Raw genomic sequence first — 12418 nt, 5'->3', positions numbered from 1 at the left:
TACAGCCTACATGACATCATCGACACTCAACAATATTCCACGTCTCCGTCTCCAGGTCGTAGGACAGAGTTCGGGTGACACCTTTACTTAATTCTCTTCCCCTGCCCCGCCCCCTGCCCCTTCCCCGAAAGCAGCTGATTGCACACAACTTCGAGCCCCTTGTCCTTGTGCGCAATCCACCATTCCGCGCGTGTCTCCAGCGCCAGGATCGGTTCAATAGCCTTGAAGACTTCCGGCGAAGTCTCATGCCAGACCTTAAGCCGATCCTTCCTCACCTTCTCCGCCCACTCAACCTGCTTGGGTGCTCCTGTAAGCTTCATGCGAAACCCTTTCTAACAGCAACGGGGGTAACGGCAACTGAGGCAAGGCTCTTACCGGCACTCGACAATATTCCAGCTCTCCGTCCCCAGATCATAAACAATCTTCGCCTTGCGCTCCCGGAGCTGGCGCAGAACCTGTTGAATCCTCGTCTCCAGGGAGCACTCCTCATCCACCCACTCCCTGGTGACGAACTCGGCCAGCATGTTCCGCAGCGTGTCGGGGTTTATCCTCTCCAGGGGGATCTCGATCCCCACCTCTGCCGGAGGCTTCCCCTGCTCCTCCTCAGTATCAACCCTTATTATCTCTTCAGCCACGGTCACGACTTTCCAGGCTGCATTCGCCTATTCCGCCCCCGGCAAATGCTGCGCCATGCCGATCTCAGTGAAGTAGAGGCGCACATTGACCGAGTATTCAACGCCAGAGCCGGAGATCAGAGCAACGACTTTTTCAAGAATCTCTCCCGCATGAACATTCTTGGCCCTTACCCTGTGCTCGTTGATGCGGGCAAGCACCAGGATCCGTATGTCCTGGCCTACATCGCGGGGGCTTGCCTCGGAGAATGCTATGGAAACCTGCTCCGGTTTAAGAACCGCAAGTTTGCCTCCCGCTATCTCCAGAACTCCCGAAAGAATCGCCGGCAACTCCTTGGCGAGAAGATCCAGTACCTCGCCTTTGACGTTCGATTTGCTGATGATGTTTACATTCATTTCATTGCCTCCGGTTTTAAAGAATCAAGTGACGCGAGTGATGAATGAGAAGGCCCGCCTTCCCCCTCACACCGCTGTTTTTGGTCCTCGGAATATAGTCGGATCATGAACCCTCGTCAACAGTACATTTGCATCTAAACCCCGGTGAAGCTTGACGAGACGAGGAAAGGGAGGCCAAGAAAACTGCGGGGTCAGATCTTGATGATTGTCATATCTAAGAGAAAGCTGCGAATGCGGTGAAGCCTGACCTGTTCCCCGAGGCTTCTGCGTAGGGTATTCCCTGATGAAGTGATCGGACAAGCTGCCGATATGGATTAAAGGCAGGTAACCGGAGAAGGGAGTCCAACTGGATGGAGGAGTACGCTTACAAGCCCGTTATCGTCAACTGCATCATTCCTGAAGCTTTCCCCCCGGTGGCGCTTTTCACCAAAGGCTCCGGCGGCAACTACATACTCTATAAAAACTCGGAGCGCCCTTTTACGCCGGAGGATCACCAGCGCCTTGCCCGTGGGGGCACGAAGTGCATGTTCGTACACACGGAAGACTTCCGCGACCTCATAACCTACCTGGAGGAAAACCTCGCCCGGTTCCTCGCCAGCGATGAAATCACCGAGGGGGCGAAGAACGTGATCCTTTGCCAGATTTCCACGGAGTACATCGCGGAGATGATGGAAAAGCGGACCGGGGTGGACGACAAGCTTATCCGGTGCCGCAGGCTGATACGTCACCTCATGGCACATGTCACCGGCAACGCCGGTATTTTCGGGCTGATGAAAGAGCTTGCATCGGAGCCCCGGTACATACTGGAACATTCCGTCAAGGTCGCAGCCCTGACCATGCTTTTCCACGACCGGCATTTCTCCATCGAGCATGACGAGATGATCGATATCGGCGTCGGCGGCATCCTCCACGACATCGGCATGATGTTCCTGTGCGCCGACATACTCGACAAGCCCGACGCACTGAGCGATGTCGAGTACAATACCGTCAAGAAGCATCCGGTCCTGGGACATGAGTTCCTGCAGAAAGTGGGCGTTGACAGCGAGGTCGCCCTGACGGTGGTCAAGCATCACCACGAGCATTGGGACGGCAGCGGCTATCCGGGCATGCTCCGCGCCAACGCGATCCCGCGTTCGGCCCAGGTTGCCGCAATCTGCGACATATACTGCGCCCTCACCTCCAATCGCCCCTACCGCAAGGCGTCATCTCACGAAGAGGCTCTCCGGATCATGAAGGACGAAGCCGGACGCACTTTCAACGACGAGCTTTTCAGGCGCTTTGCGGACCTGATTGGCAACTGAGCCTCCACCTCCCCCTTCGTTTGACCTTCACCCGCCTCCCGTTACACTTCAAGCAGAACATCACCGATCAGATGAAGCACCCGTGAGTATTCGGGAAGGGAGGAAACGTGGTCATCAGCGATGAGATCAGGAAATATATAGAGAATGCCAGAGTGGCGTTCGTTGCTTCCACTGACGAGGCGGGCGCGCCACACCTGGCGGCGGGTGTGGACCTGAAGGTGCAGGACGAAAGGACGCTGCTTTTCGAGAACTGGTTCTGCACGACCACCCTGCGCAACGTTGCCCTGAACCCCAGGGTCGCAGTAGCGGTCACGGACCCCGACGGCGGTCGGGGGTATCAACTGACGGGGGTGGTGCGCCGATCCATCGACGAAGCGGTCATGAACGGCTTCGCTCCCGGGGCGGAGATGCCGGGAACGCCGCAGATACTTGTCCGAATGGTGGTCGAGGTGGACAGGGTGATGGATTTTTCGGCAGGAGCGCACACCGATCAGCCTCTGCGTTGAAACCGGAAGCGGGAACGCGCATTCAGAAATTTAGGGGCTGCTGATGGGGGTGGAGAAACCAGCGGTCCAGTACCACGTTGCGGGTAAAGAAGCGGCTGGATAGAAGCCTTGCACCGAGGAAGCGTCTGACAGCAGACGGCACGGCAGAGGAAGCATCGGCAGCAGGGTTGCCGAACCGCTGGGCGAGTTTTTCGACATATGGCTCCAGGCTCTCGCGCCGGTAGTCCCCATCAGCTTCCAGTATGGCCTCGGCAGCCATAAGCGCGGATTCCACGGCGGGCAGGATTCCTTCCCCGCTCTGCGGGTAGGAGAGCCCGGCGGCATCGCCGATGAGGATGACGTCGTCCCCGGTGCGACGCCGCCCCTCCTTCTCGTATATCAGATAGGCATGCCCCTGGAAATCGGCCTGGACATCCGCGGGTACTATACCCATCCTCCCCAGGTAGGCGCGAAAATCGGCCATCCGCCGGGGCAGCCCCCTTGAATCGATCCGTCCAAGCCCCACGTTCAGATGGTCACCCTTGCGAAGCGCCCATCCGTAACCTTTCATGTCGCGGCAGAAAAAAAGGGCGGGAGTGTCCGGGAGAAGTGACGACTCCTCTGACTCTTCAGGTGAAAGCGGCAGCTCGGCGACCTGGGCGACAACCGCATCTTCATTGCCGACACGTGCGCCGAGAAAGCGGGCAACGGGGCAGAAATGCCCACCCGCACCCACGATCATGCGGGCCCGGATGTTCCCGTTGACGACCCATCCCTCCTCCCGCTGTTCCAGCGAGCGTACCGGAACTCCCGGCATCAGCCGCGCGCCGCTTCGCTGCAGCAGGTAGTGGTCGAATTCGTAGCGCCGGATCCCGTAGCTTACGGTCCTTCCGTACGAAATGAGCCTGTCCCTGCCATACATGAGGCCGGTGCGAAAGCCTCTGATCTCCTGAAGCACGTGCTCCTCGGAGTACTCGACAGGGTCCACCTCCAGCGCATCCAGCACGGCCGGGGTGATCCACCCAGCACAGGGCTTGTGTCGAGGAAACTGCGCCCTGTCCATGAGCAGTACGTCGAGTCCGGCACTCCTCAACTTCCACGCACAGGTCGAGCCTGCCGGGCCGCCGCCTATTATGAGGACGTCGCAGGTATCCATCAGGTTTCCCCGCCGGTCAAAGCGAGGTGCGAGCGGGTCCAGGGAACGAAGTTATTGGTGGCGCGGGCGAAAAGAACCTGAAACAGCTGGAGGTTTCCGACGTTGAAATTGGCGATGGACCCGGAAAGATAGAGCCGCCACATGCGGACGAAACGGTCGTCGAACCGTCTCCTGATCCGCTCCGCATTCTGCTCGAACCGCTCCAGCCAATGCTCCAGCGTTCTGGCATAGTGGAGCCGCAGGTTCTCCACGTCGAGCACGCTGAAACCCCACGGCTCGAAAACCTCCATCATTTCTCTAAGAGTGGGCGGGTATCCCCCCGGAAATATGTACTTCAGCAACCATGGCCCCATCGGCTCGGCCACATTCTGGCCGATGGTATGGATCAGCCCTGTGCCCTCAGGCTTGAGCGTGCGCCGAATGACTTCTCCCAGCTCTCGATAGTGGTCCGGCCCGACATGCTCCAGCATTCCCACCGATACGAACGCGTCGTAGGAGCCTGTGATGTTCCGGTAATCCTCCTCTATGTACTCGACTTGACCTGAGAGGCCATCGGACGCGGCACGCTCGCGGGCATACGCCACCTGCTCTCCCGAGATATTGAACGCGCGGACCTTCACGCCGTAGCGCCTCGCCATGTGGCGTGCAAGGCTTCCCCAGCCGCATCCGGCCTCCACCACCGTCTGCCCGGGATTCAGCCGCAGCTTCCGGCAAACAAGATCCATCTTGGCGATCTGCGCTTCTTCCAGAGATGTAGCGGGATGGGGGAAATAGGCACAGGTATAGACCATGTTCCAGTCGAGCCACAGGCAGTAGAAGTCATTACCGATGTCGTAGTGCTGATGGATGTTGTCACGCGAGCCGGAAAGAGTATTGGTGCGAGACTGGCGGCGCCGGTGGGCGTCGGGCTTGGAGGCGAGCGGATACCGCCGTGGTGCGCCAGCACGGTAGACGGTCTCGATGAAGGATGCCAGCGGGCCCTGTACATCGATCCTGCCGGCGCTGTACTCTTCGCCGAAGTAAAGCAGCGGGTTGATAATCAGCTTCCAGAGGGAAATTCGCTCATGTATGACCATACCCACCGGAGCGTCGCTAGCGGTCTCCACGACCTGCCCGTCCCACAGTGTAACACGCAGGGGGGGAGTCCCCATGGCGTCGAGAAATTTTCCCAGAAGCCATTTCTCCAGTTGGTGAGCCGTTCCTCTGTCGCCGATATCAGCCTCCGCTGCAGGACAATGCCTGTCGATCGGGGCCCTGTTTTCTTTCATCGCACGACCTCAAGTACATGAGATGATCAGCGCCTCTCGCAGTACTTCCACCCGCACGGCATAAGACTTTGAAGATGCAGGAAAATGCATTAGTTACAAATGTATCCGATATGCAGATGAAGTCAAAAAGGAGCCAGGGAAAAGATAGCAGGGTCAGGTCTTTATGGACAACCATGACCTGCTTACGCAATTGAGAATGGCGGGCTTGTCCGGTCGAGGCTCGTCTAACTCCCGAAGCCCCCGAAGCGGATCTCCATGAGCCGTCCGTAGCGAAACGAGAGATAGTGGACCGGCCGCTCACGGCCGAAGTTGTACCTCCACTCATCACTGGAGAGAATACCGGCCCGACGATCCTCGACACCCGGGTGGTGGGACGGGTCCTCCCCCAGTTGCCCGGCCAGTGGCTCTCCGCATTTAGCGACGACCTCCAGCTTGCTGTCGCCGAGTGCCAGGTTACCGCCATAGTCGCAGTCTCCGCTCCGATTGCCGCCGAAGCCGTAGTTTCCGGTGTGGAGTGTGACGAGCCGGCCGTCGCGGAACCGCAGGAACTCGAGCAGCTGGTCGTGGCCGAACTCGTAGATCCATTCTTCGGTGACCCCGGATATGAGGCCGTTATCCAGGTCCTCTTCCTCCAGGGTCTCAACCCTGACATCTCTCCACGCCGGTTCTCCGCACTTCCCGATCACCTCTTCCCGCGTGTCCCCAGGTTCCACCGGCACGCCGCGGCAGGCGAACTGCTCGATCCCGTGCAGGCCGGGAGGTCCCGACATGGCGTTCCCCTCCCCAACACTCAGAACTACCAGCAGGCAGAGCAGATACAGGGGATTGGCGCGGTGATGGACGGGAATGGTGATTCGTGGCATCGTAGGTTTCTCCTGGTTCTGAACATGCGGAGCAATCCGCGTCTCGGGCTTCGGTCACGCCAGAAATAGTATCACTGCACGCCGGCTTTTCAATGAGACCACCACTCCAATTCATATGTAGCGTCTCATCATAAATCTGTTGATTCAGCTGGGCGTATGTTTAATGATACGCCAAGTCATGCCTCTTTCATGAATTGCCGATGTTTTTTAGGTCGGTGTGACTCGCCTCGCCATGAATAAACGTTGCAACTTCATTCTGCTCATCCTCCTGGTGCAGGCTCTTTTCGTCCTGCCTTCCCAATTGCGCGCTGAGGATCTTTCCCGTTCTCCCGGATTGCAGGGCCACGTGCAGCATGGACGCCTCGACCCGTCGATAGATGACCGGGTCAGGTCCCACGGGCGGGCGGAGGTGCTCGTGGTTCTATCGGAAGAACCTCTTTCCGCTGCCGGTGAGGACGGGCCGCATGAATCCGGACACGCGGAGCACCTTACGGCCAGAACCGAGCGTCTTGCAGAAAAGAAGAACCGGGTTCTCAGGAGACTCCCCCCATCAGCCCTGAAACTGACTGACTATGACCACTTTCCGGTTATCCATCTGGATCTGGACGAATCTTCCCTCACCGCGCTACTGGAAGACCCAGGTGTGGTATCGGTAAACCCGAACCGGCGGATGACGCATTTTCTGTCACAGAGCCTCCCCCTTGTCCGTGCCACCGATATGCAGGCCGCTGGATACAAGGGGAGCGGCACATCGGTTGCGGTCCTCGATACCGGCGTCAACTATTCACTCTCCGCTTTCGGCAGCTGTACGGCTCCCGGCGCCCCCTCCACCTGCAGGGTACCCTTCGCACGCGATTTCGCACCGGATGACGCCCGGCTGGACGATAACGGACACGGCACCAACGTTGCCGGCATCGTTCTCGGCGTCGCACCTCAGACCGATATCCTCGCGCTGGACGTCTTTCGAACCGACGGCTATGCCTACGACTCCGATCTTCTGGCGGCGCTGAACTGGGTCGTGCAGAACAGGGCGCTCTACAATATCACCGCCGTAAACATGAGCCTCGGTGGAGGCGCCTACTCCGCTCCCTGCCCCTCCGTCTCCCTCGCGACGGCCGTGAGCACGCTGAAATCGAACGGCATCCTCTCCGTCATCGCTTCCGGAAACGAAGCCCGTAACGGTTACATCGCCTATCCGGCCTGCATCCCCGGTGCAGTCTCAGTGGGCGCCGTCTACGACGGCAACCTCGGCCAGCGCACCTGGTCCGCCTGTACCGACATATCGACCGCTGCCGACCAGGTCACCTGCTTCACCAATATGGCCGGTTTCATATCCATGCTCGCTCCCGGCGCATGGTCTTCCGCTGCAGGATATACCTATGCAGGTACTTCTCAGGCGACTCCCCATGTAGCCGGAGCCGTAGCCCTGCTAAAAAGCGCCCACCCGCTGCTCTCCGCCGACAGCATAGCCGCCCGCCTCGCATCAACTGGTGACCAGGTCACCAACGTCCGGCAGGGTATGACGTACGTCAAGCCGCGCCTGAACCTCAAAAACGCACTCGCTTACCAGAAAATCGGCATATCCCCCGCATCGGCAAGCTTCGGCATGGTGGCCGCAGGGAACGTTTCACCGGCGCAGGCCATCACCATCTCCAACACGGGATCTGCGCCTCTCGTTCTTGGAACCCTCTCCCTTTCGGGTACAGGGGCCTCTTTCTTTTCCTTCGCCGCCGACGGCTGCTCCGGGGCCACTCTCTCCCCCCAGGCATCCTGCACCGTCTCTGTCTACTACCGCCCGACCGCGAGCGGCAGCCACGCAGCGTTCCTGGAAGTACCCTCCAATGACCCCGATTTCCCGCTGACATCCCTACCGCTAAGCGGTACCAGCAGGTACATGCTGACAGTAAACAGAAACGGTAGCGGAACGGTGGCGGGCACGCCGGCTGGAATTTCCTGCGGATCCTCGTGCAGCGCAGGCTATGCGCCCGGAACCGTAATTATCCTCACCGCAACTCCTGCAAGCGACTCCCTCTTCTCAGGGTGGAGCGGAAACTGTGCCGGTACTGGACCCTGCCAGATCACGATCAATGCTGACACTCAGGTTACCGCAAACTTCCTGTTGAAACCGCCGGCAATGGTCTCCTCCACGGCTTCTTACTTCACCACCCTCTCCGCAGCATATGCCGCCGCACCCGAAGGCGCCGTGATCGCTCTGCAGGATGCACTCTTCACGGAAAATCCTGCACTGGACAGGAACGTCGCCGTTACCCTCAATGGCGGCTACGATTCATCATTCGCGGGACGAACCGGGCTTACTCTCCTTCGTGGAACGCTGACGGTAAGCTCCGGCACTGTCACAATAGCAGATATCGTTATCGAATGACGTCAGAGCCGCGCCAGCAGTAAGCCAACAACACAATATTTGAATCTGCAAATTAAGCAATTTTTATTCCCTGGCAAATTCAAATCCCTATCCTTCTGATATCATTTCTTTTGCATAGCTTCCCCACCCCTTTATGCAGGCATAATCACCAGTCCTCTTCAGCGATTCAACGGCACCCAACGAAGCGTGGATCTGTATTTTCACTTTCCGTTGTTGACTAAGGGGCAAGCGCCGGTATGGTTGAAGTGATACAGCCCCCGGAGGTGTAAATATGGCTCGTGCGGCACATGCAATTACTCTTCTTGCAATGTCACTTCTTCTGACAGGATGCGGTGCCAGGTATGCACAGGTAGACAATGCGGCTGCCTTTCCCTACCGCTACGCCAACTTCGACTACCATCTGGCCTGGAGAACCACACAGCTGCCAGAGGGTCTCGCCATCGAAGGAACATTGAAAAACGTCCGTTACGCCGTCATTGAGAGTCTTCAGCTGACGGTCTCACTGCTTGGAAGGGACGGGGCTCTTCGGGCAAAGGAGACGGAAATACCCATACCGCAACACTCGCGGCAGGATGAGATCGTACCCTTCTCGATTATCCTGAAAAAGGGGGCTCCTGAAAAGGGAGATATCCTGGAATTCGCCATCCAGTACCGGGCAAGCGAAGGAGGAAAAGAAAACGGCCTCCTCTGGCTCACCACCGTCGAGGTCGATGCTGCTACAGGGGCACCGGTCGGCAGGTAGGAGTCTGGCCGGACCCGACCGGAGGTTGTTTCGGAGGTGATATGAAGCGGGTCGTCATCGTCGGCATAGGATTCGCCGGTCTGCATGCGGCAAGGGCACTCGCAGGGAGGGGGTTGGAGGTTGTCGTTGTGGACCGGGAGAATTTTCACCTCTTCCAGCCCCTCCTCTATCAGGTAGCAACGGCAGGACTCGAACAGGAATCGATTGCATACCCCGCACGCGCCATCATTCGCCACCGGGAGCATGTCTCCTTCAGGCTGAACGAGGTGTGCGGCATCGATTTCGACCGACGGGAGATCCTCACGCCTGACGGGCCCATCGGCTACGACTACGCCGTAATCGCCCCCGGCAGCATCACCAACTTCTTCGGAATGGAAAACATCAGGCGCCTCTCCTACGACCTGAAACGGCTCGACGAAGCCACCGATCTTCGAAGCCAGATACTCTCCTGCTTCGAAAAGGGGGAACGGGAGTCCGATCCGGCAAGGCGCCGGATGCTCCTTACCTTTGTTATTGTCGGTGGCGGGCCGACGGGAGTTGAATTCGCCGGAGCCCTGGCCGAACTCATCCATTTCGTGCTCGCCCGCGATTACCCCGGAATTCATACCCCCGACTGCCGAATTGTGCTGATCGAACTGGACAGGCTATTGAAGACGCTTCCGGAGCGGCTTCAGAAGTATGCGCACCGAAAGCTGACGGAGATGGGCGTTGAGGTCGTACTGGGAAGAAGGGTCGTAGATGCTCAACCGGACAGGGTGTTTCTGGATGATGGCAGCAGCATCGATGCCGCTACTCTTTTCTGGTCGAGCGGGGTGAGAGGCGCCCCACTGACCGATGCGATAGATTGCCGCAAAGGGCCACAGGGCAGGATCGTGGTGCTTCCGGATCTGACCATTCCCGGACACCCCGACGTCTATGTCGCAGGGGATGCGGCCTACCTGGAGCAGGATGGTGAGGGTCTTCCGATGGTGGCCCCCGTGGCGATGCAGCAGGGGGATTACGTGGGAAAAGCGATTCTCGCCCGCCAACGTGGAGACGTTATCCCGCCATTCCGATACCGGGACAAGGGAACAATGGCTACGATCGGCAGAAGTGCGGCGGTAGCGCAGATAGGGAAAGCAGGCTTTTCCGGATTCATGGCGTGGGTGTTATGGCTCGGACTTCATCTTTTCTATCTGATCGGGTTCCGGAACCGGCTTCTGGTTCTGCTTAACTGGTCCTACTACTACTTTTCCCATGAGCGGCAGGTCCGGCTGATAACGAGAGAGGGTGAAGGAGGCAAATGCGGATGACTAGCCAGATTTGCCCAGTGCGGCTCTAGCCGCTGCAATACGGAGTTCCTCCACCTGGTTCCGCTGCGTCTCGGCGCGTTCGATGAGGAGATCGTATTTCAGGACCTGAAGTGCGGGCACATCCTGTGCCGCAGCAGCCAACGCCCGCCACAGCAGGGCTTTCCCCTCGATGCCGGCGGAAAGCACATCCAAAGTCTGAAGGAGATGATAGTTTCCTGAAGGATCGTCCCCCCGAAGCTTCAGCTCCGAGAACTTCTCTCCAAGGTATGCGGTCGCCTTCCGGGTGCGGCTCTGTGAGATATCGAGCCGGAGCATGAGCGCTTCAAGCTCGCGCCGGTCAGCCGCGACCTCCTCCCGAAGCCTGGTCAGGACCTGCCCGGCCGCAGTCCCCTCCTGTTTCTTGATAAGGAAGTCGAACAGCTCAAGCGCCGTCACGGAGCCTGCCAGGTGGTCATTCAGATACGATGCAAGATCCTCGGTGGCCATAGCATGCCCTCCTCACCTCAAGTATACCAGAGGCTTTGAGGGCTGCGACATCAACAGACGTGAGACAGCAGTGCAACATCGAGGAGCAGGAGGAGGAACCGGCGGCGGAAGGGCGAGTAAGTTTAGTGCGGCGCCAGATTCGCGATGATTCCGTCGTCGGTGACGACCGATGGCCCGCAGACGTAGCGGCGCTACGTCGAGGAGCAGGAGGAGGAACCGACGGCGGAAGGGCGCGAATATGGCGCCGCGCTAGCAGTTGATGAGGCGGTCCATTTCTTCTATAAGATCCTCCGCATCCTCCAGACCAACGGAAAGTCTTACCAGGTTATCTCCGATACCACGGGCCGCCCGCTCGGCCGGAGGCATGGCGGCATGCGACATTTTTGCAGGATAGGAAATGATGCTCTCCACGCCACCAAGGCTTACGGCGAAGGAGGCAAGCCGCATCCCCTCCAGGAGCCGGCGCGTAGTCTCCAGCGAATCGAGAGTGAAGGAGAGCACGGCGCCCGGGCCGGAAGCCTGACGGGAGTGGACGTCAAATCCTGGATGATCCTTTAAGCCAGGGTAGAACACCTGGTCCACCCGTTTCTCTCCCGCAAGCCACCGTGCGATCTTTTCGGCACCCCGCTGGCTCTCCTCCATACGGACCTTCAGGGTCTTCAACCCGCGAAGCACAAGCCAAGAATCCTGAGGGCCGAGGACCGCCCCGAAGGCATTCTGGATGAAGCGGATGCGCTTCCCGAGTTCGGCGTCCCCAACGACTGCAAAGCCGCAGATGACGTCGCTGTGGCCGTTGAGGAACTTGGTGCCGCTGTGAAGCACCAAGTCGCAACCAAGCTCCAGGGGGCGCTGCAGGTACGGAGTCATGAAGGTGTTGTCCACCAGGGTAATGGCGCCGTGTGCCTTTGCAATGCGGGAAGCAGCAGCCAGATCGATGATCTTCATGAGGGGATTCGAGGGGGTCTCCAGGAAGAGCCCTTTCGTGTGGGGCTTGAATGCAGCCTCTATGGCTGCCGGGTCGGTCGCATCCACAAAGGTCGATTCGATTCCGAGACGCGAAAAGAGCTGGGTCAGGACGCGGAAGGTCCCGCCGTAGACATCCTCGCAGACAACCAGGTGATCCCCCGGCGAGAAGAGGAGAAGCGCGGAAGAGATGGCCGCCATTCCCGAGGCAAAGGCAAAGCCTCTGCTCCCCCCCTCCAACTGCGCCACGGCCTCCTCCACGGCTTCCCTCGTGGGGTTGTCAGAGCGTGCATAGTCATATTTTCCGAAATGGTCAACCGACTTCTGGGCGAAGGTCGAGGTCTGGTAGATCGGGACCGAAACGGCCCCTGTCCTTTCGTCGGTTTCTCCGGTGTGGATGATGCGGGTGCCAATTTTCATGCTGATGATTCCTCCTGAACTGATAGGTCCT

13 protein-coding genes are annotated in these 12418 nt (G+C 58.8%); 5 read left to right on the top strand and 8 right to left on the bottom strand.

Annotation, left to right across the window (positions count from 1 at the left end; translation table 11 throughout):
• Window positions 1-83: 83 nt before the first annotated feature.
• From CFB04_RS03050 to CFB04_RS03040, 3 genes are read right to left on the bottom strand one after another with little or no spacing between them, the layout of a single operon-like run.
• Window positions 84-320, bottom strand: coding sequence for a hypothetical protein (locus tag CFB04_RS03050; protein WP_088533909.1), 237 nt, complete (start codon window positions 318-320; stop codon window positions 84-86).
• A 51-nt stretch (window positions 321-371) separates the two neighbouring features.
• On the bottom strand, window positions 372-635 hold the full coding sequence (locus CFB04_RS03045) for a YheU family protein (protein WP_088536677.1): 264 nt from the start codon (window positions 633-635) through the stop codon (window positions 372-374).
• 27 nt (window positions 636-662) lie between these two features.
• Window positions 663-1028, bottom strand: a complete 366-nt coding sequence (locus tag CFB04_RS03040; RefSeq protein ID WP_088533908.1) for a hypothetical protein — start codon at window positions 1026-1028, stop codon at window positions 663-665.
• Between the two features lie 350 nt (window positions 1029-1378).
• On the opposite strand from CFB04_RS03040, the gene CFB04_RS03035 reads away from it, so the two are divergent.
• Window positions 1379-2329 (top strand): HD-GYP domain-containing protein, encoded by a 951-nt coding sequence (locus CFB04_RS03035; protein ID WP_088533907.1) that lies wholly within the window; start codon window positions 1379-1381, stop codon window positions 2327-2329.
• A 107-nt stretch (window positions 2330-2436) separates the two neighbouring features.
• Window positions 2437-2835 carry a pyridoxamine 5'-phosphate oxidase family protein gene (locus CFB04_RS03030; RefSeq protein WP_088533906.1) on the top strand — a complete coding sequence of 133 codons (399 nt, stop codon included), beginning with the start codon at window positions 2437-2439 and terminating at the stop codon, window positions 2833-2835.
• A 22-nt stretch (window positions 2836-2857) separates the two neighbouring features.
• On the opposite strand, the gene CFB04_RS03025 is transcribed toward CFB04_RS03030, so the two are convergent.
• The 3 genes from CFB04_RS03025 to CFB04_RS03015 form a co-directional block, all read right to left on the bottom strand.
• Window positions 2858-3970: an NAD(P)/FAD-dependent oxidoreductase gene (locus tag CFB04_RS03025; protein WP_088533905.1), complete on the bottom strand. Its 1113-nt coding sequence runs from the start codon at window positions 3968-3970 to the stop codon at window positions 2858-2860.
• The gene (locus CFB04_RS03020) at window positions 3970-5238 is read right to left on the bottom strand and encodes a cyclopropane-fatty-acyl-phospholipid synthase family protein (protein ID WP_088533904.1); all 1269 of its coding nucleotides are present in this window, start codon (window positions 5236-5238) and stop codon (window positions 3970-3972) included. The genes CFB04_RS03025 and CFB04_RS03020 overlap by 1 nt, the downstream gene beginning before the upstream one ends.
• 224 nt (window positions 5239-5462) lie before the next feature.
• The gene (locus CFB04_RS03015) at window positions 5463-6101 is read right to left on the bottom strand and encodes a DUF2845 domain-containing protein (protein ID WP_088533903.1); all 639 of its coding nucleotides are present in this window, start codon (window positions 6099-6101) and stop codon (window positions 5463-5465) included.
• A gap of 232 nt (window positions 6102-6333) precedes the next feature.
• Here CFB04_RS03015 and CFB04_RS03010 point away from each other — a divergent pair, with 232 nt between their 5' ends.
• From CFB04_RS03010 to CFB04_RS03000, 3 genes are all read left to right on the top strand, one after another.
• The gene (locus tag CFB04_RS03010) at window positions 6334-8484 is read left to right on the top strand and encodes a S8 family serine peptidase (RefSeq protein ID WP_088533902.1); all 2151 of its coding nucleotides are present in this window, start codon (window positions 6334-6336) and stop codon (window positions 8482-8484) included.
• Window positions 8485-8755: 271 nt separating this feature from the next.
• Window positions 8756-9226: a hypothetical protein gene (locus CFB04_RS03005; RefSeq protein WP_088533901.1), complete on the top strand. Its 471-nt coding sequence runs from the start codon at window positions 8756-8758 to the stop codon at window positions 9224-9226.
• Window positions 9227-9267: 41 nt separating this feature from the next.
• Window positions 9268-10518 carry an NAD(P)/FAD-dependent oxidoreductase gene (locus CFB04_RS03000; protein ID WP_088533900.1) on the top strand — a complete coding sequence of 417 codons (1251 nt, stop codon included), beginning with the start codon at window positions 9268-9270 and terminating at the stop codon, window positions 10516-10518.
• On the opposite strand, the gene CFB04_RS02995 is transcribed toward CFB04_RS03000, so the two are convergent.
• Window positions 10519-11004 (bottom strand): hypothetical protein, encoded by a 486-nt coding sequence (locus tag CFB04_RS02995; RefSeq protein ID WP_088533899.1) that lies wholly within the window; start codon window positions 11002-11004, stop codon window positions 10519-10521.
• Between the two features lie 249 nt (window positions 11005-11253).
• The gene (locus CFB04_RS02990; protein WP_088533898.1) at window positions 11254-12387 is read right to left on the bottom strand and encodes a PLP-dependent aspartate aminotransferase family protein; all 1134 of its coding nucleotides are present in this window, start codon (window positions 12385-12387) and stop codon (window positions 11254-11256) included.
• Window positions 12388-12418 lie beyond the last annotated feature (31 nt).

The sequence above is a fragment of the Geobacter sp. DSM 9736 genome, from assembly GCF_900187405.1.
GTDB lineage: Bacteria > Desulfobacterota > Desulfuromonadia > Geobacterales > Geobacteraceae > DSM-9736.
Note: the sequence above shows the minus strand (reverse complement) of the source record. Positions and strands in the feature narration are given on the sequence as shown.

What these genes read in the sequence shown, in the direction of transcription:
- CFB04_RS03000 (WP_088533900.1), top strand. Translation starts at nt 9,268, where the DNA reads ATGAAGCGGGTCGTCATCGTCGGCATAGGATTCGCCGGTCTGCATGCG.
- CFB04_RS03020 (WP_088533904.1), bottom strand. Translation starts at nt 5,238, where the DNA reads ATGAAAGAAAACAGGGCCCCGATCGACAGGCATTGTCCTGCAGCGGAG.
- CFB04_RS02990 (WP_088533898.1), bottom strand. Translation starts at nt 12,387, where the DNA reads ATGAAAATTGGCACCCGCATCATCCACACCGGAGAAACCGACGAAAGG.
- CFB04_RS03010 (WP_088533902.1), top strand. Translation starts at nt 6,334, where the DNA reads ATGAATAAACGTTGCAACTTCATTCTGCTCATCCTCCTGGTGCAGGCT.
- CFB04_RS03015 (WP_088533903.1), bottom strand. Translation starts at nt 6,101, where the DNA reads ATGCCACGAATCACCATTCCCGTCCATCACCGCGCCAATCCCCTGTAT.
- CFB04_RS02995 (WP_088533899.1), bottom strand. Translation starts at nt 11,004, where the DNA reads ATGGCCACCGAGGATCTTGCATCGTATCTGAATGACCACCTGGCAGGC.
- CFB04_RS03035 (WP_088533907.1), top strand. Translation starts at nt 1,379, where the DNA reads ATGGAGGAGTACGCTTACAAGCCCGTTATCGTCAACTGCATCATTCCT.
- CFB04_RS03005 (WP_088533901.1), top strand. Translation starts at nt 8,756, where the DNA reads ATGGCTCGTGCGGCACATGCAATTACTCTTCTTGCAATGTCACTTCTT.
- CFB04_RS03040 (WP_088533908.1), bottom strand. Translation starts at nt 1,028, where the DNA reads ATGAATGTAAACATCATCAGCAAATCGAACGTCAAAGGCGAGGTACTG.
- CFB04_RS03050 (WP_088533909.1), bottom strand. Translation starts at nt 320, where the DNA reads ATGAAGCTTACAGGAGCACCCAAGCAGGTTGAGTGGGCGGAGAAGGTG.
- CFB04_RS03025 (WP_088533905.1), bottom strand. Translation starts at nt 3,970, where the DNA reads ATGGATACCTGCGACGTCCTCATAATAGGCGGCGGCCCGGCAGGCTCG.